Origin of the sequence: Fodinibius roseus, assembly GCF_900129315.1 — a bacterium.
Classification (GTDB): Bacteria; Bacteroidota; Rhodothermia; order Balneolales; family Balneolaceae; genus Fodinibius; species Fodinibius roseus.
In genome coordinates this window covers 74,515-100,098 of the sequence record NZ_FQUS01000009.1, presented here as the reverse complement: position 1 = coordinate 100,098, position 25,584 = coordinate 74,515, and the positions used below count along the sequence as shown (strand labels likewise).

Annotated in this window: 22 protein-coding genes; 8 read left to right on the top strand and 14 right to left on the bottom strand. The window is 48.8% G+C overall.

Going from position 1 to position 25,584, the window contains the following annotated elements:
• Positions 1–101: 101 nt before the first annotated feature.
• Positions 102–1,637: an amidase family protein gene (locus BUB16_RS10030; RefSeq protein WP_073063173.1), complete on the bottom strand. Its 1,536-nt coding sequence runs from the start codon at positions 1,635–1,637 to the stop codon at positions 102–104.
• Positions 1,638–1,651: 14 nt separating this feature from the next.
• Positions 1,652–1,906 carry a Sec-independent protein translocase subunit TatA/TatB gene (locus BUB16_RS10025; RefSeq protein WP_073063170.1) on the bottom strand — a complete coding sequence of 85 codons (255 nt, stop codon included), beginning with the start codon at positions 1,904–1,906 and terminating at the stop codon, positions 1,652–1,654.
• A gap of 196 nt (positions 1,907–2,102) precedes the next feature.
• Here BUB16_RS10025 and BUB16_RS10020 point away from each other — a divergent pair, with 196 nt between their 5' ends.
• The 3 genes from BUB16_RS10020 to BUB16_RS10010 all read left to right on the top strand — a co-directional run bounded on the left by BUB16_RS10020 (position 2,103) and on the right by BUB16_RS10010 (position 6,348).
• A complete protein-coding gene (locus tag BUB16_RS10020) occupies positions 2,103–2,357 on the top strand; it encodes a DUF2795 domain-containing protein (protein ID WP_073063167.1) in 255 nt (84 codons plus the stop codon).
• Between the two features lie 99 nt (positions 2,358–2,456).
• A complete protein-coding gene (locus BUB16_RS10015; RefSeq protein ID WP_244545675.1) occupies positions 2,457–4,880 on the top strand; it encodes a BamA/TamA family outer membrane protein in 2,424 nt (807 codons plus the stop codon).
• A gap of 259 nt (positions 4,881–5,139) precedes the next feature.
• Positions 5,140–6,348, top strand: a complete 1,209-nt coding sequence (locus BUB16_RS10010) for a lycopene cyclase family protein (RefSeq protein WP_073063165.1) — start codon at positions 5,140–5,142, stop codon at positions 6,346–6,348.
• Between the two features lie 173 nt (positions 6,349–6,521).
• Here the strand turns inward: BUB16_RS10010 and BUB16_RS10005 are convergent, their stop codons facing one another.
• Entirely contained in the window at positions 6,522–7,571 is a 1,050-nt protein-coding gene (locus tag BUB16_RS10005; protein WP_073063162.1) for an AI-2E family transporter, read from the bottom strand.
• A gap of 173 nt (positions 7,572–7,744) precedes the next feature.
• Complete coding sequence (locus tag BUB16_RS10000; RefSeq protein WP_073063160.1) at positions 7,745–8,455, bottom strand: PIG-L family deacetylase; 711 nt, start codon at positions 8,453–8,455, stop codon at positions 7,745–7,747.
• 276 nt (positions 8,456–8,731) lie between these two features.
• On the opposite strand from BUB16_RS10000, the gene BUB16_RS09995 reads away from it, so the two are divergent.
• The 3 genes from BUB16_RS09995 (at position 8,732) to BUB16_RS09985 (ending at position 12,555) form a co-directional block, all read left to right on the top strand.
• Positions 8,732–9,283 (top strand): ankyrin repeat domain-containing protein, encoded by a 552-nt coding sequence (locus BUB16_RS09995; protein ID WP_073063158.1) that lies wholly within the window; start codon positions 8,732–8,734, stop codon positions 9,281–9,283.
• A 99-nt stretch (positions 9,284–9,382) separates the two neighbouring features.
• Complete coding sequence (locus BUB16_RS09990; RefSeq protein WP_170864353.1) at positions 9,383–11,623, top strand: tetratricopeptide repeat protein; 2,241 nt, start codon at positions 9,383–9,385, stop codon at positions 11,621–11,623.
• A gap of 104 nt (positions 11,624–11,727) precedes the next feature.
• Positions 11,728–12,555 carry an ABC transporter ATP-binding protein gene (locus tag BUB16_RS09985; RefSeq protein ID WP_084088178.1) on the top strand — a complete coding sequence of 276 codons (828 nt, stop codon included), beginning with the start codon at positions 11,728–11,730 and terminating at the stop codon, positions 12,553–12,555.
• A 122-nt stretch (positions 12,556–12,677) separates the two neighbouring features.
• Here BUB16_RS09985 and BUB16_RS09980 read toward each other — a convergent pair whose 3' ends face one another.
• The 8 genes from BUB16_RS09980 to BUB16_RS09945 all read right to left on the bottom strand — a co-directional run bounded on the left by BUB16_RS09980 (position 12,678) and on the right by BUB16_RS09945 (position 20,149).
• Positions 12,678–13,412: an ABC transporter ATP-binding protein gene (locus BUB16_RS09980; RefSeq protein WP_073063154.1), complete on the bottom strand. Its 735-nt coding sequence runs from the start codon at positions 13,410–13,412 to the stop codon at positions 12,678–12,680.
• Between the two features lie 7 nt (positions 13,413–13,419).
• Positions 13,420–14,790, bottom strand: a complete 1,371-nt coding sequence (locus BUB16_RS09975) for an efflux RND transporter periplasmic adaptor subunit (RefSeq protein ID WP_073063152.1) — start codon at positions 14,788–14,790, stop codon at positions 13,420–13,422.
• Positions 14,791–14,806: 16 nt separating this feature from the next.
• Positions 14,807–16,162, bottom strand: a complete 1,356-nt coding sequence (locus tag BUB16_RS09970; RefSeq protein ID WP_244545674.1) for a TolC family protein — start codon at positions 16,160–16,162, stop codon at positions 14,807–14,809.
• Positions 16,163–16,536: 374 nt separating this feature from the next.
• Entirely contained in the window at positions 16,537–16,938 is a 402-nt protein-coding gene (locus tag BUB16_RS09965) for a hypothetical protein (protein WP_073063151.1), read from the bottom strand.
• A gap of 6 nt (positions 16,939–16,944) precedes the next feature.
• A complete protein-coding gene (locus BUB16_RS09960; protein WP_073063149.1) occupies positions 16,945–17,382 on the bottom strand; it encodes a phage holin family protein in 438 nt (145 codons plus the stop codon).
• A 2-nt stretch (positions 17,383–17,384) separates the two neighbouring features.
• Positions 17,385–17,597, bottom strand: coding sequence for a hypothetical protein (locus tag BUB16_RS09955; protein WP_073063147.1), 213 nt, complete (start codon positions 17,595–17,597; stop codon positions 17,385–17,387).
• Between the two features lie 91 nt (positions 17,598–17,688).
• Entirely contained in the window at positions 17,689–18,912 is a 1,224-nt protein-coding gene (locus BUB16_RS09950) for an ABC transporter permease (protein WP_073063144.1), read from the bottom strand.
• Position 18,913: 1 nt separating this feature from the next.
• Complete coding sequence (locus BUB16_RS09945; protein WP_139240260.1) at positions 18,914–20,149, bottom strand: ABC transporter permease; 1,236 nt, start codon at positions 20,147–20,149, stop codon at positions 18,914–18,916.
• Between the two features lie 306 nt (positions 20,150–20,455).
• Between BUB16_RS09945 and bshB1 the strand changes: the two genes are divergently transcribed.
• Positions 20,456–21,199, top strand: a complete 744-nt coding sequence (gene bshB1 / locus BUB16_RS09940; protein ID WP_073063141.1) for a bacillithiol biosynthesis deacetylase BshB1 — start codon at positions 20,456–20,458, stop codon at positions 21,197–21,199.
• Positions 21,200–21,430: 231 nt separating this feature from the next.
• On the opposite strand, the gene BUB16_RS09935 is transcribed toward bshB1, so the two are convergent.
• The gene (locus tag BUB16_RS09935; protein ID WP_073063138.1) at positions 21,431–22,249 is read right to left on the bottom strand and encodes an inositol monophosphatase family protein; all 819 of its coding nucleotides are present in this window, start codon (positions 22,247–22,249) and stop codon (positions 21,431–21,433) included.
• 128 nt (positions 22,250–22,377) lie between these two features.
• The gene (gene dnaG / locus BUB16_RS09930; protein ID WP_244545673.1) at positions 22,378–24,405 is read right to left on the bottom strand and encodes a DNA primase; all 2,028 of its coding nucleotides are present in this window, start codon (positions 24,403–24,405) and stop codon (positions 22,378–22,380) included.
• 213 nt (positions 24,406–24,618) lie between these two features.
• Here dnaG and sucD point away from each other — a divergent pair, with 213 nt between their 5' ends.
• The gene (gene sucD, locus BUB16_RS09925; protein ID WP_073063133.1) at positions 24,619–25,494 is read left to right on the top strand and encodes a succinate--CoA ligase subunit alpha; all 876 of its coding nucleotides are present in this window, start codon (positions 24,619–24,621) and stop codon (positions 25,492–25,494) included.
• Positions 25,495–25,584: the final 90 nt, after the last annotated feature.

The following is a 25,584-nucleotide window of genomic DNA, read 5'->3' as shown; positions in this document are numbered from 1 at the left end:
GAAAAAGGAACGGCTTGCATCCATAGGATCCGGCAGGTTCATTATGTATGCTCAACACCGAACACACCATTTAACCTAACCAACCCAATCTGTAAGGCGATTCATTCACTGAGCTGCTCCACCAGGCGTGCGGCATTGAACAGTTTCCCCTCTTCGAAGGTATCGGCCATAAACTGCATGCCGTACGGCATGCCATTGGAGTGGGTCCCAGCGGGAATATTAATGCCGCATATCCCGGCTAAATTGGCTGAAATGGTATAGATATCATTAAGATACATCTGCACGGGATTCTCAATATTCGCCCCTATATCAAAAGCCGTTGTAGGAGCGGTTGGTGAGACAATAACATCGACCTCCTCAAAAGCTTTGGTAAAGTCCCGTTTTATTAGGCGGCGCACTTTTTGGGCCTTCCCGTAATAGGCATCATAATAACCGGCACTCAGTACGTACGTTCCCAGCATGATCCGGCGCTTAACCTCGGTACCGAATCCTTCAGTGCGACTCTTTTTATAAAGCCGGATGAGCGGGGAGTCCATATCCTCAAGTTGAGCCCCAAGTTTTACTTTTTCCTCGCCTTCAGCAAGCTTAATCTGTTCTTTAAGGGCTTCTTCCTCTTTCTTCAGGTCAGCCTCCACTTCCTTGATATCCGCACGGTGACCATAACGAACGCCGTCGTATCGTGCGAGATTACTGGACGCCTCCGCCGTAGCCAAAATATAATAAGTGGCGATGCCGTATTTCATGTGCGGCAGGTGAATGGGTACCAGCTCAGCCCCCGACTCCTCCAATTCAGCCAGCTGGGAGCGGATGCCTTCCCGAATTTCATCATCCAGTCCCTCCCCGAAATATTCCTCCGGTACGCCTATCCGGATATTGGCATCCGGGGATTCTGTAAACTGCCGGTAGTTGGGTACGGCCCGGCTGGAGGAGGTATTGTCATTCTCGTCAAAGCCCGCCAGCGTCTCAAGCAGGATAGCTGCATCTTTTACCGTATGGGTCAGGGGGCCAATGCAATCGAAGGAGGACGCAAAGGCAATCAATCCATGCCGCGATACCCGCCCGTATGTTGGTTTCAGGCCTACCACTCCGCAATAAGAGGCCGGCTGGCGAATGGACCCTCCTGTGTCTGTCCCCAGGGAGGCCGTACAAAAATCAGCGGCTACCGCAGCTGCGCTTCCGCCGGATGATCCGCCCGGAACTTTGGTAATATCCACCGGATTATGGGTGGGTTCATAAATAGTATTCTCAGTCGAGGATCCCATGGCAAACTCATCCATGTTCAAGCGTCCCAATAAAATAGCATCTTCATCTCTTAACCGTTCTATTACGGTGGCATCATAGACACTTTCAAAGTTCGCCAGGATATTCGATGCACAGGTGGCCTGTTTGCCCTTTTCGCAGATCAGATCTTTAATTCCCACAACCATACCCGCCAGTTTACCGGCCGTACCCTCATCCATTCGATCCTGGACTGCACCGGCTCTCTGAAGAGCAGCATCCTTATCAAGGCTTACGACGGCATTGATCTCGTCATTGCGCTGCTCGATATTATGAATATAGTTCTGTACAATGTCGGTAACGGATAGTTCTCCGGTTTCCAAAGAAGTACGGATCCGGCTAAAATCTGAAAAACTCAACGATATTCTATAGTTTAGTTAACTTTACTTTCTTCGCTTTCCTTGTTTGTGTTAGCCTTGGTTTTGGTCTTAGCCTTTGTCTTGGAATCTGACTTCAGACCTTCCTTTTCCCCTTGTTCAAGCTCTTGCTTGATCTGGTCGGAGGCCTTGCGGAACTCATTCATTCCCTGGCCGATGCCACGTGCTAATTCGGGAATGCGTTTAGCTCCAAAGAAAAGTAAAATAACCATCAGGACGATAAGTATTTCCATTCCGCCGAAACTTCCCATATAATATTCCTCGTTGTATTTAGTTTATTAGTTTACTTGGTTAAGAAAAGGTAAGATAAGAATTATTTTGTAGATCTTTCAGTTATAGTTCGAAAAAAAAATTGCATTTTCGATAAAAATGAGTTGAATTTAATAGGTAAGACCTTTGTTAAGGTTCTAAGAAATTCTAAGAAATTTTAAAAAAGCAATAGTATTTATGATTTGGACAGTAGAATTAGCCGCAACATTAGATGATGCCCCCTTCCCTGCAACCAGAGAAGAGCTCATCGAGTGGGCAGAGCGTAATGGCGCGCCCCAACAGGTGCTCGATAACCTGTACGATTTGGAAGAAATTGAAGAAGGTGAAGATGTTGTATATGAAGACATGGAAGATATCTGGCCCGATTATATCGGGAAAGAAGATTTTTTTCACAATGAACAGGATGAAGGATTTGACTACGACGACGTTTAAAAATCCTTTTATCAGTACAAGATCTAACACTTAATAAAAACGGTTGCATGATGGGTTCGTGCAGCCGTTTTTTATGAATCTTTAATGTTCCATATTCTCTTGAATAAGAATAATGCGGTAAGCAGACTTTTCCTCTATTTATTCTCAGGGATATTCGGCGTATCACTATTCCTTGCGGCAAGAGGCACGGCAATAGCTCAAAATAGCGAGGCGGACAGTGATACCACCGATCATGTTGTCCGCGTTATCCGGTTTGTCGGGAATGATAACGTCAATGACAACACCCTCGAAGCATTAATCCGTACGCAAACAAACCGTGAATTTTTAGGAATTCCCCGCTTTACACCCTGGTATTTTATCTGGCAGCTAACTAATAAATTTGGCGAGCCTCCCACTTTTCTGAACCGCGAAACGGTAGCTAACGATATAGAACGAATTCAACGATACTACCAAACCATAGGTTTTCTCGAAGCCAGGGTGGATACCAATATCGTTGAATTCAAAGATAATCGTGTGGAGGTTTCTTTCCTGATCGACGAAGGAGCTCCTTCTACCATCAATACGGTATCATATACGGGTATGCCCGCTTTTGGGGATACCACACGGGTCCCTGAATTTTATGAAGACAGTCCCCTGACCCGGGAACGAATCAATGACACTACGTATGCCCACCACCGCCGCTATTCTGAAAATGCCCTGACGGAGGAACGAAGCCGCCTCATCACTTTTCTTAAAAACAACGGCTATGCCGCCGTTCAAAACGATTCCATATCGGTGTTGATGAAACGTGACCCGGAAAACCGGCATCAAATGGATGCGCTTTTCACGATTAATCCGGGACACAAATACACCTTCGGGGATCTGAGTATCAGTCTGGCGGGACCGGGCGGATCTGAGGGGTACACCGAGCAAGACACTGTCCAGCGTCCGGGCCTCACCTCAGGCGACAAGAGGATGTACCTTCGAAAGGATCCCTCGGCACAAACGAAATTCAGCCTGCTTACCGACCAGGTACTCTTTAAGCCGGGCGAGGCGTTCGATCAGTCGCTCTACATCCGAACGGTAAATGAGTTCCAAAACCTGGGGATGTTGACCATACAGCAGTTCGGATTGAGTGAAGATGGATCCCTGCCCGACTATTCCGATGAGGAGCTGCCCGTCATGTTTTCGCTACGTTCCCTTCCCAAGCATTCGGTGAATGTAAACGTTTTTGGAATGCGACGCTACGGTTATGGTTCGGGAGCGGGACTTACGTATACGAACAATAACCTGTTTGGCAGGGCAGAAAATCTGCAGCTGAGTCTCAATGGCAGCTTTGAATACGTGAATTCGGAGACCATTCGAGACATCTCGCCCGACTCTTCTTCCCAATCCGTCGATGGAGGCTTTTTCCAAAATTTTGATGCCCGTATCGAATATACCCTGCCGCGGCTTAACTTCCCTTTCGCCTTTCTGGACGACAGGGTTTCTTTTTCCAATGCACGAACCCGTTACGGACTGTCTTTCACCCAATCCGATCAGCTTCTATTTGATATTAACTCGGATATCCGTTTCAATCTGCGGTACGAAGTGGAACACAGCAACCGGTTTTCGAGCTATCTCGACCTGATCGAACTGGACCTGCTCGACACAACGCCCTCTTCCCAGTTCCGCCAGTCCCTGCAGGAGGAATTTGGTGAGGATTCCTTTGAGTACCAGCGGATCCTGGAAGACTTCCGTCCCCAGGTTTCATCCATTTTGCGCTATACCTTTCAAAGTAAGCGAACAGACCTAATTAAACGCAATTATGGATATTTTAGCGAGTATTCTGCAGCTATTGGAGGAAATATCCCCTATCTGGCTGACCGGTTTTTTGTTACGCCCGATACGCTGGAAGGTAATCTCCCTCCCATTATCCCTTCGAGCCGAAACAGTCTCGCTTACAGCAGGTTTTTGAAAGGAACCGTTGATTACCGGCGCTATATTCCAATCTCAAATAACGGAGTCTTTTCCTACCGGGGATTCCTGGGACTGGCTACCCCCTATGGCCAAAGCAGTTCCCTGCCCCTGAACCAGCGTTTCTATGCCGGGGGTACCAATGATATTCGCGGGTGGAATATTTACAGTCTGGGTCCGGGAAGCATTCCGCTGGATGAGGTTACCATAAGCGGCGGCGAAATCAAGCTGCTTGCCCAGACGGAGGTCCGGCAGCGCTTTATCAGTAATTTTCTCTCCTCTAACTGGATTGCGGCGTGGTTTGCGGATGCCGGCAATATCTGGTATGGCCCCCGCACAACATTTCCATCATCTTCTGAAAGCTCTCAGCAAACCATAGAAAATCAACAACGGCTTTTGGATCAGGGAAAATTTAAGTACGATCAGTTTTATAAGCAGATTGCCGTGGGATCAGGAGCGGGCTTCCGTATAGACTGGGAGTATATTATTGTACGGTTTGACTTTGCATTTCGGGTCCATGACCTGCAGGAGGGCTGGTTTAATAACAAGAAACTATACTTTAGCTTTGGTATCGGGCACTCCTTCTAAGATTAACAATACTGAGTCAAGAGAAGCCAAAGCGGCATTGCTAACATTTCAGGATCGCTTTTTGTAATTTCTATCCCGGATTCTGTCGGATTGTTACAAGAGCCAGACGATTCAGGTGGAGATTTTTTGAACCGAATAGTGGCGCCTTTTTAACGAATATGAATATGATTCTGGCCAAGTTTGGCTGACTCGCAGTAGATTTTGCTAAGTCTGACCGATTGGCGGACCGAATGAATATCAACCAGAGGAATAGGCTGAAGTGGACCAGGAATACGATTATATTATCGCGGGAGCGGGGGCGGCGGGACTTTCCCTCGCCTGGGGAATGCTTCAGTCACCGCTGGCGGATAAAAATGTGCTGATTGTCGACGCCGACCTGACGCCCAAAAATGACAAGACCTGGTGCTTTTGGCACGCCGGTATACCCCCCTTTTCAGACGTCATTCACAAGAGATGGTCAACGGTCGAAGTCAGAACCCCGGAAGAGCACTTTTCGCAACGGGTCGACGAATACCTCTACTATGGACTGAGGAGCATCGATTTTCAGCAAAAAGTCCTGCAAGCTTTAAAAGCACATGACCGCTTTGATCTCCTGGAAAATGCTGTCACGGATATAACAGTCCATCCTTCAGAACAGTCGGCCATACTGCATACTCCAGACCAAGTGTTTCAGGCTTCGTATATTTTTCAAAGCTGTTTTAAACCGTCCGGGCTTGAGGAAGCTGATATCCGTTACCCGCTGAAACAGCATTTTATGGGATGGGAACTGACGGCTAACCGGGAAGTCTTTGATCCTTCTGCCTGTGTGCTCATGGATTTTGACGAGACCTTCACGGAAGGGGTTGCTTTTATGTACCTGTTGCCCTGGGATGCCACATCCGGACTGTTGGAGTACACTGTTTTTTCCGACCGGCTTCTCAGAAGCGAGGCCTATCAAGAAAAAATAGCCCTCTATCTGCATAACCGGTTTGGTCTGCAACGCACTGATTATCTGGTCTCGCGCGAGGAACGTGGCGTTATTCCGATGCAGGATCGTCCCTTTATCCCCTGGTATAACTCTCGCAGTATGAATATCGGTACCCGGGGCGGGCTTACCAAACCCTCCACCGGCTATACCTTTATCCGTATACAGGATCAGGTTCGGAACATTATCGAAGGATTGCTTTCCGAAGGTATCCCACATGTTTCCCCGCCTTCAAAACTCCGTTTCAGAGCCTATGATCTCTGGTTGTTGCACATATTACATACCGAACCCCGGGAGGCGCTGGATATCTTTTATCATCTTTTTAGAAATAATGCCATGGATGACATTTTTCGTTTTTTAAACGAAGATTCAACGCTCGCAGAAGACTTGAAAATCATGAGTAGTGTGCCTTATCGTCCCTTCTTCAGGGCCATTTGGAAAAGCCGGAGGCGCCTGAGAGAACTGCAGCTTGCTTATACTCCCTCTGACCGCTTTCCCCGGTAGCATGAACAGACCTGGAGTTGTCCGGGTACTTGTTTCCTCATTGAAGGTATCCAGGTACCAGGAAGGGAAGGAAAAAGTAACCTTTAGCCAATCGGTTCTTCTTTTCACCCCAGGCGTCGATTTTGCTTCAGGCACGGGAACTCAAATGTACCAAAAATGCAACACCCCCGAAATTATTCACTCTCCGAATCGCCGAAGAGATATCCGACAGGTTTCAGGGCGTCAATGCGGTCAAAAATATGCTTTAAAATACCAACGATCGGCACAAACAGAATCATCCCCGAAACACCCCAGAGCTCACCCCCTATCAAGAGGGCTACCAATGCTACCATGGGGTTAATACTGACGCGGGAACCTACGATATTCGGGGTAATAAAATTGCCTTCCAAAAACTGGACGACCGCAAAAACGGCGATTACACCCAGTGGATTCAGAAGAGAGTCGGTAAACAGCAGGGCAAATATAACAGCGGGAAGGCTGCCGATAATAATGCCAATATAAGGAATAATAGCCAGTATAGCGGCAAATACGGCAAAAAACAGCACATGTTCAATACCTATGATCCACAGGCCGATAGCATTCAGGATAGCCAGCAGTGTAATAACCGCAGCCATCCCGATAATATAGTTCTGGGTTACGCTCTGTATGCCGTCAACAACCTCATTGACAACCTCATCCTCACCCTGCCAAAGCTTGTATAGAAAGGTGCGGTACCGCTCTTTGTAATACATCATAAAGAAAATAAAAAAGGGCAGCAATCCCAGCGTCGTGAATACACTGGTCGTTGCACCAAGTGCAGTACTCATATACTGCCCGCTTTTATTAACGACAGCGGACAGCCCCCGTTCCAAATATTCCAGCTGCATGCTGGGCGATATATTAAACTTTGTCTCCATGAACTGCCGCAGATCATTGCTTACAGCCTGGATTTTCTGGTTGGCCTCCGGCAGGCGATCGGTAAACTGTACGAGCTGCATCGACAACAGGGAGATAATTCCTCCCAGGATGAAGAACAGCAGCAGCATACTGACAATAATCGCTAACATGCGATTCAGTTTTACGCGCTCCAGCTGCTGGCAAAGCGGCTCCAGCAGCATGGCGATAAGTCCGGCAAAAGCCAGCGGCATTAAAATAAACTGACCGTAAGAGAGTACAATAAAGAGAAGGACCATTCCTAATAGAATCGTGGTCCACTTTAACCAGAAAGGGTATTTTTTGCTCATATCATCATCCGATAAATAATAAATTAACTATGAGAAACCTTTGTAAAACCGTTGTTTTGCCCAATCTCTGGATTTTCGCGATTTCACCATCCTCATGTTTTGTGTAAACACGGCCTTTTTGAAATCGCTCAGGGGTTGCTGTTGAACAAAAGTCCCCGGTTATTCAAAGCCTTCTATGAATCCAATGCTTCGGCGAGATCCTGAAGCGGCGGATCAAAATTTTCCTGAAAGATTTCAAACGGTACCCGTTTACCGACTTCGTTCTTAACATTACTCTTCTCAATAACCTGCTGATACGTTTTGTAACAATCCAGCGCATCATAGAATTTCTGATAGTCTTCATCACTGGCTTCTATCCAGCAGTCGATATCTTCCATTTTTGATGAAGTTAACCGGAACGTTCCTTCTCCCTCCATTTCATTATAATGGGTAAAAAAGGCCAGCCGCCGGGGACAGCTTTTTCCTTTTCTTTTCCTGTCGCAGTAAACGCTTTTAACTACAGCGTGACTCACGAGGTGATCCTCAAAGCCGCTTATGCCATGCACGGCATAAGTAACCAGAATATCCGGCTGAATGGCCTCTATATGCTCATCAATAATGGTTTCAATCTGTTTCGGGTCCAGCTCTTTAAGCCCGCTGTCGGGCAGATCACACACCTCCATGCCGCTCAGCCCCAGCACTTCTTTTACGCATTGCATCTCCTGAAAGCGGATTTGTCCCATTTCCTTTTTATCGACCCCCAGCCGGAATCGTTGCTTGGTCGCTTCTCCCCTCGTCAGCGTCAGCAGGTATACCTCCTCTCCCTGTCGAAGCTGGGCGGCCATAGCCGGAGCCGGACCAAAAGATTCATCATCGGGATGAGGGAAAACATACAGAATTTTCATATGGATATTATTTCGTGATCGAGTGAATTATATAGCGTGACCAAGCAAATTATATCAAGGATATTAAGATTCAACCGCCGGAGCAATAAAAAACTTGAGAAAAATAGTTGTAGAATCAAGGTATATTTTTTAAGTAAGGACTGGATAACAAAAAAACTGAAACAGCAAAAACTATCTGTGCATGTTATGCTGACATCCCGAAGTAGTACAGCCCCATTTTCTTCTCATACTCATTTTTTTATAATCACCGGTCTTTTAATAACGGGCTTGCTCTTTTTGAGCTCCTGCGGAAATGGGGAAAACCAGTCCGACAGCAATCAGGAACCCCGGCAGCAGGAGACTGCTGCTCAGTTCACGGATCAAGATCTCAGGAATGCAGCTCTGCAGGGACAATTGAGCGACGTCCGGCAGATGGTTGAACAGGGAGTTGACGTGAACGCCTCGGGCGAAGGGGGACGTACCCCGCTTATGCTCGCCTCTTTCAATGGACATACGGATATCGTCCAGCTTCTGCTGGAGGAGGGCGCCCGTATTGATGACCGAAATGCCGATGGCAGAACCCCTCTTATATTCGCCGCCAGCGGTCCCTTCCCCAATACCGTTGCGCTACTGCTGGAACAGGGAGCCGACCCGGATGCCACAGACGGGGTTGACGGCTGGTCTGCCCTGATGTTTGCCGCTGCAGAGGGCAATGCCAATGTTGTGCAGGTGCTGCTGGAACAGGGAGCCGACCCGTCCCTTACGGACAAGGATGAAGAGACCGCTCTCGATTTTGCCCGAAATAACAATCATACGGAGGTTGTTGAACTGCTGAAAACATACGAGTGAGCACGGTCATATAACATACTTTCTTTTTTTATATATTAACCCTGCGTTTGAGAAACAACTATCCAGCCTACTTGTCAAGCAATGAACCGAAGCCTGCTTTTGTTATTCATCATTGGTATTTCTCTGGGAACCGGTATCATATTCAGCTGCACCCAATCGGACCATCAGTCCCCCGATACCTCCTCAAAAGAACATACGATCGATCGTCAATTTGTGGGGGATGAATCATGCGCCTCCTGTCACAGCAGCCAAATGGCTTCCTGGGAAGGATCGCATCACGATTATGCCATGAAGGAGGCCTCGGAGCGAACCGTGCGGGGTGATTTTGATAATACGACCTTTACCCATCAGGAAGAAACGTATCGTTTCTTCAGAGAAGATTCGCTGTTTATGGTTGAGGCCCCGGGACCGGATGGGGGATCCGTCCACTATCAGGTCACACACACCTTTGGATGGGCTCCCCTCCAGCAGTATTTGCTTGATTTTGGCAAAGGGAAACTACAGGCCCTGAATATTGCCTGGGATACGGAAAAAGAGGAGTGGTTTGCCATGAATCCGGAGGAAGAGATTCAACACGGCGATTGGCTGCACTGGACGGGCGGAGCTATGAACTGGAATACGATGTGCGCCGACTGTCACTCTACCAACCTGCAGCAAAACTATATCGCCGAGGCGGATTCTTTTCATACGACCTGGTCCAGCATCAATGTGAGCTGCGAATCCTGCCACGGTCCCGGCAAAAAACACGTGGATTTCGTGCAGTCTGAAGAGGTGGAAGGGGCAACCATAGAACGCATCCGTGAAGACCTGGAGCTTACCCAAAATACGCCTCAGACTGAGCAGATAGACCAGTGTGCCCAGTGTCATGCCCTGAGGGAAGATATGACCGATGATTATGCGCATACGGGGAATTTTCTTGACCATTATAATCCTACCCTTCCCCATCCCGAATCATACTTTGCAGACGGACAGATTAAAGAGGAGGTCTATGTGTACGGTTCCTTCCTGCAAAGTAAAATGTTTGGAGAAGGCGTAAAATGCAACGACTGCCATGATCCCCACAGCCTGGAACTGAAAGCGAATGTCACTGACAACACGCTCTGCATGCAGTGTCACGAGCCCCGTTATAATACGGTTGAGCATTATAAACACCGGGTAAACACCGAAGCCTCACAGTGTATCAATTGTCACATGACCGGACGCTATTATATGGAAGTGGATTTCCGTCGTGATCACAGCTTCCGCGTGCCCCGGCCGGATTTGAGTGCCGAATTTGATACCCCCAATGCCTGTAATGATTGTCACGACCAGCGCTCTCCGGAATGGGCTGCCCGTGCTATAGAAGAGTGGTACGGTCCGGAGCGGCCGGATCACTTCTCTGAAATACTGCTAAAGGCCAATGAAACGGGAGCGGACGCTCTGCCGGCTCTAAAAGAGCTCATCGCCGACACTTTGCAGCCCGATATCGCTCGTGCGACCGCTGTCTGGTATGCCGGACAGTTTCCCAGCCGTCAAAGCCTGGAGCTGTTGGAAGGATCGCTGAAAGACGAGAGCCCCCTCGTACGGAACAGTACGGCGCGAGCGCTGGCATCTTTTCCGGAAAACCTGAAAAATCCGGCGCTACAGGAAGCTCTGGACGACTCCCTCCGAGCGGTACGGATCGCTGCAGCCGAAGGATTGGCTGAATTCTCAGCAGCAGATATATCCTTTAATATGAAGCAGCATTTCAACGATGCCCTTGAAGAGTATAAACGATATCTCGAAGTCAGCCAGTATTTTCCACAGGGACAGATGAACCGCGGACAGTTTTTCGAGAAACAGGGTCAGCCGGATCGGGCCATAGCGGCTTACCGGAAAGCCCTGGAAAAGGATCCCTATTTCAATCCTGCCCGCATCAACCTGGCGTACTTGTACAATCGCAGGGGGAACAATGCAGAGGCTGAGAAGCTCTTGAAAAAAGTAATCGAACAGGAACCGGATTATGGTCCGGTCTATTATTCTTTAGCCCTGCTGTTGGCAGAGGAAAAGCAGCTTGCGGAAGCGGTCCCCCATTTCAAAAAAGCAGCCGAACTGATGCCGCAAAATGCTCGCACACGCTATAACTGGGCCATCAGCCTGCAACAACTCGGGCGGCCACAGCAGGCTGAAGAGGCTTACCGGCAAGCGATAGCGCTGGACCCGGAGAATCCGGATTATCATTACGGCATCAGTACCCTTTACATACAGCAGGAGCAATACCGTGATGCCCGTCCGCATGCAAAAAAGCTAACGGAACTGCAGCCCAATAATGATCGATTCCGTCGGCTGCTGCAAATGATAAACAGCAGAATCGGCAATTAGAATGTGATGATTTTTTTAATAGACCCTTTATAATCCACAACCACTGTCTCCTAAAACAGTGGAAATGAACAAACCAGCGAAAGATAAGTATAGTTACTGATTATATGGATAACCGGGACCAGCAACCCCCTGTATTGCAGTTTCACGATGTTACGGCCTATCGCAACGATACAAAAGTCATGGATCAATTTTCGATGACTATCAACCCGCGCGAGCATACGGCTATAGTGGGGCCCAACGGCTCGGGCAAGTCCACCTTTATTCAGCTGCTGACCCATCAGTTGCACCCGCTGGCTCCCGAAGGCGATACGCCTCCTATCCGCGTTTTTGGAAAAGACCGCTGGATAGTCAGCGAGCTGCGAAAACGTATCGGTATCATCTCCTCCGACCTGGAAAGCGAAATCAGGCATAACCTGAACCACGGCCGGCTCAGTGGCAGCGAAGTGGTGCTCACCGGCTTCTTTTCGAGTATGCAACTCTTCGGACATCATCGCATCACCGATGCAATGAAACATAAAGCGTCCCGCACCCTTGCCTCTATCGATGCGGCTCATCTGAAAGACCGCAGGTTCAACCGGATGTCCGCCGGCGAGGCGCGGCGTGTGCTCATCGCACGGGCACTGGTTACTTCACCGGAAGTGCTGGTTCTGGATGAGCCCACCACAGCACTTGATCTTGTAGCACGGGAAAGGTGCCTGCAACATATTCGCAATATTGCCCGGCAGGGTACGACCGTGCTCATCGTTACTCATCACCTTGAGGAAGTCTTCCCGGAAGTTACCAATGTAATTTTGCTAAAAGAGGGACGCGCTGCTTTTTCCGGTCCGAAGAAGGAGGTTCTCACTTCAGACAAACTAAGCAGCGTTTATGATCATCCGCTGGAGCTGTATTTCAGAAACGGTACGCCCCGTATAGAGCTTGACATTTCCTGAATATCTCCCTCCCGGATAAACGACCCTAACGCTCATTCTATGAAAAACACCTAACCTTTTACCCCCAATAAATATTCACTGATCCCGAATCAGAGTTCGGAAAATCGGATCATGACTCGTATTTAGCCCGCGGCCGGTATCGAAATATCCAGATGCTCAAGCGCCGGGTTCTCTACTTTCGTATCACTTTCTATCCTCCCGTCGCGCAGGCGTATAGTCCGGCGGGCATGGTCGGCAATCTCATCTTCGTGTGTGACCAACAGAATGGTATTGCCCATCCGGTAGAGTTCTTCAAAAAGCATCATGATTTCTTTCCCTGTCTGGGTGTCCAGGTTTCCGGTCGGTTCATCCGCCAGCAGGATAGACGGATTGTTCACCAGCGCGCGGGCGATAGCAACACGCTGACGCTGTCCCCCGGAAAGCTCGTTTGGTTTATGGTCCATACGATCACCGAGTCCCACCCGTTCAAGTGTTTTAGCAGCCCGCTTGTGGCGTTCGGCTGTTTTAATGCCGGAATAGATAAGAGGCAGCTCAACGTTTGACAGGCAATCGGTCCGGGGTAACAGGTTAAAGGTCTGGAAGACAAAACCGATCTCCCGGTTGCGAACTTCCGCAAGCTCAGCGTCTTCCAGTTCACTCACGTCCTGGTTGTTTAATATATACGTTCCGTGCGTCGGCGTATCGAGGCAGCCGATAAGGTTCATCATCGTTGATTTGCCGGAGCCCGAGGGACCCATTATGGCAATATATTCATTTTCCTGGACGTCGAAAGATACCCCGTCGAGCGCCCTGACTTCCTGGTTTCCCATCTGATAAATCTTCATCAGGTCCCGAATTTTAATAAGTGGTTCTGCCATGATATTCTTACCTGCTGGTAAATTTACGATTATTTATGTTGATATTGTCCCCGTCAGACAGATCCCTGGACAGAATCCGATAGCTGCCGATCACGATATCCTCCTCCTCGTCAATACCCGACACAATCTGGATATGCGTATTATCGCTGATGCCGGTTTTCACCCGACGCCGGTAGGCTTTCCCCCCTTCCACGACAAAGACTACTTTCCGCAAATCCTCATCGGGGATAATCGTTCTCTGTTCGCTGGAAGAAGTATCTGCTTTCAGCGAGCCAGCAGGTCCCTCTCCTTCCTCCGCAAAGTCACGGACGGTTACCGCCTGTATCGGTACAGCCACCACATCATGCGCTGTTTCTGTCTCAACGTCCACGGTGGCAGACATCCCCGGCTTGAAGGTAGGCGTAAAATGATCCCCGGACATTTCTTCTTCCGATGTTATTTGCACCATGCTCTCGTTCCCGGCCATTTCGAGGTTATGTGGGGTGGTAATCCTTATTTTAACTTCATAATTCGTAACCTCTTCGCTGGTTCCCTCGGCGGTGACCTCTGCAGAGTTGGCGATTTCCGTCACGACGCCTTCGAACGTCCGGTCCGGGTAGGCGTCGACCATAATATTGGCCGTGTCATCAACTGCTACATTTACAATATCATTTTCATTAACCTCTACCTGAACTTCCAGCTGATCCATCATGGCAATGCGCAGCATTTCGGTCCCGATCGACTGCGTATTCCCCAGTACGCGCTCCCCCACTTCGACCGCAAGTTTACTGACTGTTCCCTCCCGTGGCGATCGTATGATCGTCTTTTGCAACTCTTCTTCGGCCTGTTCCAGCTGGGCCTGGATGCTTTGTACCTGGTACTTAGCTGCCTGGAAATTGGCCTGTTGAGATTCATAGTTTGATTGTGACTGAATAAATTCGGTCTCCGAAATAGCCTCTCGCTCAAACAGCTGCTTATTTTGTTTATACACCGACTCCGCCTCCAACAGGCTGGCCCTTGCCTGCTCCCGTCGTGCTTTCTGGGTCAAAAGAGAGGCATTTATTTCATCGATACGGGCCTGGTAAATATCCGGTTTAATACGAACCAGCAGATCGCCTTTTGCTACATAATCGCCTTCCTTGACCGGCAGCTCAATAATTTCCCCGGATACCTCCGGGCGCATCACCACTTCTACCTCCGGTTGTATTTTACCGGAAGCAGATACAATCTGGGTGATATTCCTTTGGGCGGCTTCCGCGGTTTCAACCTCGAAAGCCTCCTCCCCTCCGCCAAGCCAGCCCATATAACGGGCTGTAAAACCACCCAGTATGAGCACTGTGATGAAGGCTGCACTGATATAAAGCAGTCTTCGAGTGGGCGATTTCGTTTTGCGAGTCATAGTGTCACCTCATGGTTTATAACCCAAACGATACATTTTCATCTAACCTTCCTATGTAATAATCAAGCAGTTTTTGCTGAAAGATCACGCGAAACAGCGCCTGTGCCCTGCTTGCCTGGGCCTCCACATACTGCGCATTGGCGTCACTTAATTCAATGAGCGTACCGGCGCCGACTTCGTACCGTTCTTTTTGAGTCAAATAGGATCGCTCGGCAGCCTGGAGGGCTTTCTCCGATGATTCGAGTTGTTTAATATATGAGGTATAGTCGTTATAGGCCTGGTTTACCTCTTGTACAACCTGCAGCTGCGTTTCCTGCAAAGCCAGGCGCGCATTTTTATAATTAATCTGCTGCGCCTGCACATTGGTTCTTCTGTCCAGGTTGCCGAAAATAGGTATATTAAGGGATAGTCCCACAGAGCGGTTGATATTCTGGTCAAAAAACTGGTCCTGAAAATCGAGCTGAATTCCATCGGAGTACCGGCTCTGAAGGCTTGCACTTAAGCTCAGTGACGGGTACAGGCTCCCACGTGTCGCTTTCATCTGATGTTCCAGCGACAAAATATTCAGTTCTTCCCTTTGCAGGTCAGACCGATTTTCGAGCGCCGTGTCTACCAGCTGATCGAGATTATAATCGGCTGCTGCTACCGTCTGTTCGTTAATTTCCGGGGTGGAAAACTCATAGTCTTTTCGGGGATCGATCTGGAGCGTCTGGATTAACTGCAGGCGGCTGGACTGTACGGCATTTTCCGAATTGACAACTGACAGCTCGTTATTGGCCACTGTAGCTTCCTGGTTGTAGAGATCTACCCGGGGACGTGATCCCACCTCCACCTGCGCACGTACCTGCTGTAGTGTTTGCCGGGAAGCCTCCAGATTCTCCCGATCAATTTCCAAAAAATGCTGATCCAAGATATACTGCAGATAGTTGCTGGCGGTATTAAAAATGACATTTTCACGCACGCGCTGGAGATTCTCTTCCATAGATTGTTTGTCGTACCTGCTGCTCCTGAGTGAATGTAAATTCTCAAAGCCGCTGAAAATCGGGAGATCGGCATTTGCTCTGCTGAAAAAGGAATTTGTGGTCTCCGTAACGATTTCGCCTACATCCTGGTTAAAACTGCGGCCGATACTTCTGTTACCTGATAAAGTTGCGTTCAGGGATGGAATATAATCAGCTTTTTCACTGCGCATCTGGTTTTCGGCAAGTTCAACATCGTTCTCTGCTATTTTTAACTGGCTGTTGTTTTCCAGAGCGATATCGATGGCATCCTCGAGGGAAATATTCCTGATATCTTGAGTATTTTGAGCTTGCAAAGCAGTCGACAGGCTAAAGCCGATGAGGAGTAAGAGAATCCCTTTACGCATATTCATAGCAAATTAATTGGTTTTTATTCCTTGTAATTACACGAACTATTATAAAAATAGTTACACTGCGAAAAGATCTTTTTATGTAAAAAAATCAAAAATATCTTGACCGCTTAATAGAAAAGGTGGGCTTTTTCATTAACTAATAAAAACCATTATCGTGAGAAATCGCCGGCAGACCGATACGATTACAACTTTCCGCTGACCTTGAATAGAATTCCTCGTTTTCAAAGCCCTCCAGTCAACCAGTATTCCAAATCTTTATTTCTTTCTGTGCCCCTTGACCCTGGGCCTTGTCCCCAACTTCAACTCGTATTATTAATGCTCTCATCGAATTTTTTTATTTCTCGCTCTAAGGAGCCTTTCAGACTGGGCAAACCCTACTGCTGTTCTTCTGTGGTACCGTTGGAGCTTCCGAAATGCCGGCCCGCTTTTTCATCAATTTTCTGTTCCATAAAGTCAGTTACATAGGAAAGCGCTTTCTTGGTTGCCAGGCGTTTTAACTCATACACCAGCGTACTGGTAAACTTACCATCCGAAGCGGAAGAGGTAGATGAGCCGGGCGAATGGCGGTCATTATGTCCCAACAAAAAACCAAGTAGCACCGCTCCCCCCACCACCGGCAGCGGGTGATCCCGGATAAAAGACTTGGGATCCAGCTTATCCGATACCTCGCTACGAACGCGATCGATCGAATCATCCAGTTCATCCTGGATATGGGTGAGTTCTGCCTCCAGTTCTTTCTTCTTCTGTTCCAGTTTATCTTTTTTATCCTTTGCCATAATATTTTATGCGTCCTTATTCAGTGATTGTTCAGTTTCAGGAGCCTCGATTTGCGCGGGTTGATCTTTGCCATTCTGTTCAATCGCCTCTATGACTTCATTTTCAAAGAGTTCCTGCAGCCCTTCAAATAATCGATCAGGTTTTAAATAAACAAATAATGTACCCAGAATAAATAGCGGAACGGAAACAATCGCAAAACCCAGGCCCGGGGTGTTCAGCAAATCATCCAGGTAGATGGCCAAAGCAACAAATAAAAAACAGACGCCGACAAGCATTAAAACAGCTCCTGCCGTACGCTGGACGGATATGGCTATCCAGTTGGAAAAAGATTCTCCCAAACCCAGCATGACCAGCTCAATACGTTTTTCAGCATACCGCTTGAGATCTGCCGTGATACTGCGAAGCCTCTGTCCCACCGGATCTGTGGTTTTGTTTGATTTCATGATTAGTCGCCGGAACTTAATATTTTTCCTAACACATAGCCGGCAAACAGTCCTGCCGCCACGCTTTTTATAGGATGTTTGCGAATAAGTGTTTCTGTTCGATTTTTAAGTTCTTCCGCCTGTTTGGGCAACTCGTCATTTTCTACCAGGCGCCGCCCGTGATCAAGGGCGTCATCCAGACGCCGGTTTAGATTTTCGAGGATCTCTTCATTCATAACAATCAAGATTTAGGTTCCGGGTTCTTCTTTGCTCTTCTACCCTTAATTTAATGAAATTCTTAGTAAAGTGATGTATTATTAAATGCTTTCACTCATATCTCAGGCTGTCGATGGGATCCAGCTGTGCAGCTTTATAGGCAGGATATACCCCAAAGAGCATACCGATAACAAACATTCCGAAAAATCCCATCAGAACCGCCCAGACGGGAATGACAGGATCTGTTTCAATCCATAGAGCCATTCCGTTGCCGGCCAGGATACCCAGCGCAATACCGATAAATCCGCCCAGCTGACAAATAAAAATTGCCTCGGCCAGGAATTGTGATACAATCGCTTTTCGCGTGGCTCCCACTGCTTTTCGAATGCCGATCTCTCTTGTACGCTCGGTTACCGATACCAGCATAATGTTCATTACCCCGATACCGGCCCCGAAGAGGGTGATTCCGCCGATCACAAAACCTACCGCATAGAGGATGAACGTAAACTGATCGAACGTACCCGCAAGCGAATCGTTTGTTTCAATTTCAAAATCATTCTCCGTTCCCGGCGCCACATTCCGAATGACCCGCAGAATGCCGGTAACCTCATCCATTGCAGCTTGAATCAGTTCCATTTTGGGGGCTTTGACTTGTATATCAATATTCCGGTTGCCTCCATATACCATCAGCGCCGTGGTATAGGGAATGAGCACAAATTCATCCAATGACTGTCCGAAGATGCTTCCTTTCTGCTCCAACAGTCCTATTATACGATACCGCTGTCCCTTTATCCGGATCTCTTTACCCATCGGGTATTCATTTCCAAAAAGTTCCGCCTGCACTTCGCTACCGATGATTGCATACTTCCGGGCGTATTGAATATCTTCCGGGATAAAATTCCTCCCGTCCCGTAACTCATACGCATTATTGTTTAAATAGTGCTCATTACTCCCCCGGACCTGAACCGTAGGATCGGTCTCCTTATCACCATAGCTAACTTTTGTCCGGTCGAACATCTCATCGGGACTCACATCCCCGGCCAGCCGAAGCCGCTCCTGCAGCTCTTCCATGGTAGCAAATGAAATATCCTTCCGGTTGCGATCACTGCGTCCCCCGTCGCCGATCTGTATCGATGGATTGCGTGACACATTGATCACATCGCCCCCCATCACGCTCATCGTATTCGTAAAAAAGTTGTCCAGTACCGCCACGGCTGTAGTGGATACGATCACTGAGAAGACCCCTACCACAAGGGCCAGGAGCGTTAAGGAAGAACGCAATTTATTCGCCCATAGCGAATCGAAAGCCTGCATGAATGTTTCCTTAATATGCATATTATTCGTATCTGAGAGATTCTATGGGATCGGAATGAGCAGCTTTATAGGCCGGAATAAATCCAAATACCAGACCTACCAGGGAGCACAGCAGGAAGGCACCGAAGACAACGCTGAGGTCGATCGAAGCAATAAAAATCTGATTCAACAGCAGGCTCAGCGGGTAGGCTAACCCTAAGCCGGCGAGGCCGCCCATCAGACACATCAGAATGGCTTCAATCAGGAATTGATAGAGAATTTCCCAGGACCGGGCCCCCACGGCCTTCCGGATACCTATTTCCTTGGTTCGCTCCCGGACAGACACAAACATAATATTCATTACCCCGATGCCCCCGATGATCAGCGAGAGAAAAGTCAGTCCCCCGCCGACCATGTAGAGTCCTGCCTTAAAGGATTCGAGCTGCTGCCGGAACGCCTCCGGCTTGTTAATGGAAAAATCATTTTGCTCGGTGGCTTCCAGCTGGCGAATCCGCCGCATGATGCCTTCTATTTCATATTCTCCCTCCCCGGCACTTATCTCGTCCGGAAATTTCACCGCAATCTGGATACCGCTGCGCAGGGTAAATATCTGTCCATAGGCGGTGATGGGAGTGATGGCCCGCCGATCCATATCCGAGAGTCCAAGGAACTTGCCCTGTTTCTCCAATACCCCGATAACCCGGAATCTCTGTCCCCCCACCCGGATATCCTTGCCGATCGGGTCCTCCTGTTCGAAAAATGTTTCAACCAGGGTTGCTCCCAGTACGACCACTTTTACTCCCCTGCGTACTTCTTCTGCGGTAAAAACCCGTCCAGTGGCGATATCCAGTCCCGCGGTTTCAAAATATTTTTCTGTGGCGCCCGCCATAAAAACATCATCAGAACTTTTATCGTCGTAGCGGAGCGTGGTACTTCGGGCGGCCACGGCTGAAATATCCGAGGCCAGTCGACTCGACTCCCGGAGCCGGTCTACATAACGGAGCTTCATTTCCCGTCGGTTGCGGTACTTCCACCACTCGTAATTGGGTCCCCCGCCCCACGGCTGCTTTTCCACATACACCACATTTTGTCCCATCATCGCCATACTCTTGTCAAACTCGGCATCCATGCCGTTGCTCACCGCATTCATGAGCGTTACCATGACAATACCGATAATAATGCACAGGGTGGTAAGGATAGAGCGCGTCTTATTGATCCACAGCGCACGCAGCGAAATCTTAAATCCTTCCCATGTACTGGTTAGCAATCGCGTTATCAAAATGCTTTGAATTTATTGCAGATCTAAAAGTTGTTTTACGGAAACCGGGGCAAATCGTTGCATCTGAATCAATTTGATGTCATTTTACGTGCACGGGAGTCTGTCGGATTTAGAGGAGGCAGGGAGAGTCAGGCGATTTGAGTCCCATTTTGTGGTCTTTTGAGTCGAATAGCGGGCCTGATTAACAAAAAGAACTCGTAATCCGGCCAATGGCGATGGACTTGCAATAGATTGTGCTAAGTCCGACCGGTTCCTGTAATTAAAGAAATGATCTGTAACATATACAATTAAATATATATCATAACTATGAAACTGGATATTTTAGCGTTGGCGGCTCACCCGGATGATACCGAGCTCTGCTGCGGAGGCACGCTCACAGCACTGGCCAAACAGGGCAAGAAGGTGGGGGTCATTGACTTCACGCGGGGCGAAATGGGCACCCGCGGCACCCCTGAAGAACGACTGAAGGAAGCGTCATCCGCAGCGGATATTGTGGGACTGAAGGTACGGAAAAACCTCGGTATTGCGGATACGGACATCCGGAACGACCGGGACAACCAGCTCAGGGTCATTCAAAAGATCCGGGAATTCCAGCCCCATATCTGCCTGGTGGGCGCACCGTCGGACCGCCATCCGGACCACGGGCAGGGTACCAGGCTGGCGCTGGATGCACTCTTTTACAGCGGATTAGCCAAGATTAAAACCGTTGATGAGCAGGATCGTCCGCAGGAGCGCTGGAGACCGTCGCACATCCTTCACTATATGCAGGATCGACCTTTTGAACCGGATATGGTTTTTGATATCACAGAAACCTTTGACACAAAGATAGAAGCTATTCTGGCTTTTGAAACCCAGTTTAATGCAGAAACGTCGGAGGATGAACCGGAAACGTATATTTCGAATACTCAATTCTTCAAAGGCATCGAAGCCCGTGCCCGGCACTATGGACATTTGATCGGCGCCACCTACGGGGAACCCTTCAAATACTATAACGGTCCCCTGCCCATGCAATCCTTTGAGGCTTTTTTCGAAACCAACCCTTTTAGATAGTAGCTTAAGGTCGCTGTTAAGGGTTCAGTTAAATCTACTGTGGAACCCAGCCTTCTCTTGTCAAGGATTAGTGTTGTTTTTCATTACCTGTAATTTGCAAACTGTTATTTTGAATACCGGTGACAGGTATTTATTTAAAATCCTGTTACTTAAAAATAAATACGGTGTACATCATGCGAATTTTATTAACCGTTGTGGACTGCCTGTCTCGTAGACGCCTATATATTTTTTTCACTTCTCCCCCAGCACTTCTTCCTCCGTAAACTGCTTTTGAATTTCTTCCAGCAAGAATTGGTGGATGGAAGGATTCCCGGCCACAATTCGCTTGCCAAGCAGCCAGTTGTCCCCGCCTTCCCAATCGGATACCTCTCCCCCCGCCTCCCTGACAATAAGCGAGGCAGCGCCTACATCCCAGGGATTCAGCGAATATTCATAGAATCCGTCAAACCGCCCGCAAGCCACACAACACAAATCATAGGCGGCAGCACCAGCCCGTCTCACTCCCTGGATCTGGTGTATCAGCATACGGAAAAACTTCAGATAATTATCGACCAGGCTCAGATCATTGTACGGAAATCCGGTGCCGACCAAAGCGTTTTGGGAATCCTCCAGCCTGGATACCGAAATAGGATTTCCGTTTAAATAGGCTCCACTACCCGCCAGGGCTGAAAAACGCTCGTTGCGCGAAACCTCCAGTACCAGTCCCATTTTAGGCTGACGGTGTTCCCACAACGCAATGGAGACGCAGTATACCGGGAAACCGTGAGCAAAATTTGTCGTCCCGTCAATGGGATCAATAAGCCATATTCGCCCTTCGGGAAGCGTTATATCTTCGGACGACTCTTCGGCCAGTATGCGATCTTCCGGGAACTCCTTCTGTATAATGGACAAAATTTGCTGCTCCGATTTTAAATCCGCATCCGTAACAATATCATTTTTGCCTTTATAGCTGACTGAAAAGCTGCTGGCCGACTGGAATTCCCGGATAATTTCGGCAGCGGCATCGGCCGCTTTACGGGCGACATTTAACTCAATAGTGTAATCTGACATTCTCTTTTAATAATTTACATTTGCTGTTTATTTAACTGAGAACTTTTCAAACCGTAAAAATAACCAAAAGAAAGAACCTGTGAACGGGGTGCGATACACCAAATCGGTTCCCCCCGGCTCACGATTTATCACTCGTCAGGATCCTTCATCTTGTATTCGAATATTTTTTCGGAAACACTTTTTGCGGCATTGGTATCGGGATCCGGAAAAAGTTCGTCGATCGGCGATTGCTGTATCTGTGTACGCCGTCGCCCGGCTTCTTTCATAAGCCGCATTACTTTTTTGCGCTCCTCTCCCTCAGCGTCATTATATTGCTCATAGAGTTCTGTTTGCAACCGGTTAATAAAATGTACTTTCAATGCCTTTAGCGCCCCTTTGGCCGTACGATAGGGGTTCTTATCTTTTTTATACTGTACGCCTATCTTTTCGTGATGACGTTCACTCACGGAATACTTTTCCAGCACAATTTCCCCGACCAGTTCCGGATACGGATGTTCGCGGCTTGCATACTTTTCAACGCTCACCTCCTCTTCGGCTTTATACCGTTTAATGATATCCTCGTAGAAGTCACGGAGCTGCTCGTCCTCAAAATGCTTGCCCGAACAGTAGGAGCCGATATAATCAATCATATCACGTCCGTACATCAGCATCAGGCGAATCAACTCCTTCTCAAAATTAGGCCTTTTCCGGGGAGGAGTTGTTGTTTTTTTGGAGCCCGCCTCATCCACCTGCTTTTGAAAACCAACCGAATGGGGAGCCGGGGCTTCGGAAGAAGCCGCTGAATCTCGTTGTTCCCGCTCCTGGCGTCGCTGCCGGCGTTTCCGGGCCCGGATCCGCTCTTCTTTCAGTTCTTTGCGAATTTTGCCCAACTCGTCAAAAAGGGCCCGGTCGCCTATCCTGGCTTTGCTGTTCAGGTGCTGCACGTAGGTTTCCCTGGAAACCGGGTCGGGCATGTGTGCAATGCTTTCCAGGATCTCGTTGACCACCTTCTTTTTTTCAGCGGGACGCTCCCACCGTCCTTCGTCCCTCGACTTGTGAATCTGGTAGGCCAGAAAATCCTCCTCTTCCTCCTGCTTCATCTCCAGGAATGAATCCCTGCCAAACTGCCGAACAAAGGAGTCCGGGTCTTCCCCTTCCGGCAGCTCGAGCAGGCGGACATCCATCCCCTCCCGCAGTGCGATATTGATACCGCGCTTCATGGCTCGCTGGCCGGCTGAATCAGAGTCATAAATCATGGTAATGGTCTCACCATACCGGTGCAGGAGCTTCATCTGATCGGGCGTTAGCGAGGTGCCGCTGGATGCCACTACATTTTTAACGCCGTATTGCTGGAGGGAAATGACATCCGTATATCCTTCCACCAAGATCACTTCATCCGATTTGCGAATCTCATTTTTGGCAAAGTTAATACCATAGAGCACCTTGCTCTTATTGTATACCCGGGTTTGCGGAGAATTGATATATTTCGCCGTCTTCTCATTGCCCAGCACGCGTCCCGCATAAGCAATCACTTTGCCGGACGGATTGAAAATGGGAAACATCAGGCGTTCCCGGAACGCATCATAAAACCCATCCCCGCGATTACTCGGCTTAATAAGTCCCGCTTCCAGCAGGTACTCCTCGTTCAACCCGGAATCCAGTGCGGTGCGATAGAGTTTGTCTCCTCCGCCGGGCGCGTAACCGAGTCCGTACCGCTTGATAATGGTACGATTATAGCCCCTTTTTTTGAGATAGTCGCGCGCCTTCTGTGCTTCTCCGGTCTCCATAAGGTGACGATAAAAAAAGACCCCCGCATATTTCAGCGCGTGATAAATGCCTTCGCGGAGGTGATGGTCTTCGTCAAATTCCGCGTCTTCCTCTTCCGGCAGCGACACACCGTAGCGGTCTGCCAGCGAGCGCATGGCCTCGACGAATCCCACGCCCTCCATCTCCATCACAAAATTAAACACATCCCCGGAGGCCCCGCATCCGAAACATTTATAAATACCCAGGTCCGGCGTTACGTGAAAGGACGCCGTACGCTCGTCGTGAAAGGGACACAGTCCTTTCCAGCTGCGGCCCGATCGTTTCAGCTTTACGTAGTCTTCGACCACTTCCACGATGTCCGCCGCACCGCGAACCTCTTCTTTCTTTTCATCCGGAATCATTATTGCCATAGCAACGAAATGATAACAGTTATTCCGATGATTTTCACCCTGTATTTTGGAAATTGGGATTTAAAAATGTGGAATTGGGGATTACCCATTAAATGCAGGTTGCAGGTTAATAAGCGAAATCAATTAATCCTCGGTCCCTCTTTGCCAATTCATAATGTTGTGGGTATATTTCGACCGATTCATTCAAACCGTTTAACTTAACAAAAAAAGTTCATGAGCGTACTTGTTGGTAATGATACTCGTTTAGTCGTACAGGGAATTACGGGGAGCGAAGGCGGCTTCCACACCGAACAGATGATAGAATACGGAACCAATGTGGTCGCCGGCGTAACGCCCGGGAAAGGGGGACAGAAACACCTCGAACTGCCTGTGTATAATACGGTGGCCGATGCGGTGTCCAAAGAACAGGCGAACACCTCCGTCATATTTGTCCCCCCGGCCTTTGCGGGAGATGCGATCTCTGAAGCCGCTTTCGCCGGTATAGAGGTCATTATCTGCATTACGGAAGGCATTCCCGTCAAGGATATGATCACCGCCAAACAAATTGTAAAAAGCCACGGGGCTACGCTCATCGGGCCCAACTGTCCCGGTGTTATTACGCCCGGCGAAGCCAAAATAGGCATTATGCCCGGAAATATTTTTACGCCGGGCACAGTGGGACTTATTTCCCGCTCCGGAACGCTGACCTATGAAGCCGTCGACCAGCTGACGAAAGCCGGAATGGGACAAAGTACCGCGATCGGAATCGGCGGCGATCCGGTGATCGGGACGACGCACACCGACGCCGTCAAGCTTTTTCAGGATGACCCCGATACCGAAGCTATTGTACTTATCGGTGAAATCGGCGGATCAGCGGAGGAAGAGGCCGCGGCCTATATTGAGGACAATGTCAGTAAACCGGTCGTCGCCTTTATTGCCGGCAGTACCGCCCCTCCCGGCCGGCGTATGGGACACGCCGGTGCCATTATTTCCGGGGGACAAGGGGGAGCCGACGACAAGAAGAAAGCGCTCCGTGATGCTGGTGTCACCGTGGTTGACAGTCCCGCCGAGATCGGCACAACGCTCAAGGAACTGCTGGAAACCGCCTGATTACTTTCTGGATACCTACGAATTTTTTGATGGTGACATCCAAGCAGGGTGTCACCATTTTTAATGTCGCTGGTACCATCCGCTGCCTTC

Excerpts from the sequence above, each read along its gene's own strand:
- BUB16_RS10025 (WP_073063170.1), bottom strand. The coding sequence starts at position 1,906 with ATGGGAAGTTTCGGCGGAATGGAAATACTTATCGTCCTGATGGTTATT.
- BUB16_RS10020 (WP_073063167.1), top strand. The coding sequence starts at position 2,103 with ATGATTTGGACAGTAGAATTAGCCGCAACATTAGATGATGCCCCCTTC.
- BUB16_RS10005 (WP_073063162.1), bottom strand. The coding sequence starts at position 7,571 with ATGAGCAAAAAATACCCTTTCTGGTTAAAGTGGACCACGATTCTATTA.
- BUB16_RS10000 (WP_073063160.1), bottom strand. The coding sequence starts at position 8,455 with ATGAAAATTCTGTATGTTTTCCCTCATCCCGATGATGAATCTTTTGGT.
- BUB16_RS09985 (WP_084088178.1), top strand. The coding sequence starts at position 11,728 with ATGGATAACCGGGACCAGCAACCCCCTGTATTGCAGTTTCACGATGTT.
- BUB16_RS09980 (WP_073063154.1), bottom strand. The coding sequence starts at position 13,412 with ATGGCAGAACCACTTATTAAAATTCGGGACCTGATGAAGATTTATCAG.
- BUB16_RS09975 (WP_073063152.1), bottom strand. The coding sequence starts at position 14,790 with ATGACTCGCAAAACGAAATCGCCCACTCGAAGACTGCTTTATATCAGT.
- BUB16_RS09970 (WP_244545674.1), bottom strand. The coding sequence starts at position 16,162 with ATGAATATGCGTAAAGGGATTCTCTTACTCCTCATCGGCTTTAGCCTG.
- BUB16_RS09965 (WP_073063151.1), bottom strand. The coding sequence starts at position 16,938 with ATGGCAAAGGATAAAAAAGATAAACTGGAACAGAAGAAGAAAGAACTG.
- BUB16_RS09960 (WP_073063149.1), bottom strand. The coding sequence starts at position 17,382 with ATGAAATCAAACAAAACCACAGATCCGGTGGGACAGAGGCTTCGCAGT.
- BUB16_RS09955 (WP_073063147.1), bottom strand. The coding sequence starts at position 17,597 with ATGAATGAAGAGATCCTCGAAAATCTAAACCGGCGTCTGGATGACGCC.
- BUB16_RS09950 (WP_073063144.1), bottom strand. The coding sequence starts at position 18,912 with ATGCATATTAAGGAAACATTCATGCAGGCTTTCGATTCGCTATGGGCG.
- bshB1 (WP_073063141.1), top strand. The coding sequence starts at position 20,456 with ATGAAACTGGATATTTTAGCGTTGGCGGCTCACCCGGATGATACCGAG.
- BUB16_RS09935 (WP_073063138.1), bottom strand. The coding sequence starts at position 22,249 with ATGTCAGATTACACTATTGAGTTAAATGTCGCCCGTAAAGCGGCCGAT.
- dnaG (WP_244545673.1), bottom strand. The coding sequence starts at position 24,405 with ATGGCAATAATGATTCCGGATGAAAAGAAAGAAGAGGTTCGCGGTGCG.
- sucD (WP_073063133.1), top strand. The coding sequence starts at position 24,619 with ATGAGCGTACTTGTTGGTAATGATACTCGTTTAGTCGTACAGGGAATT.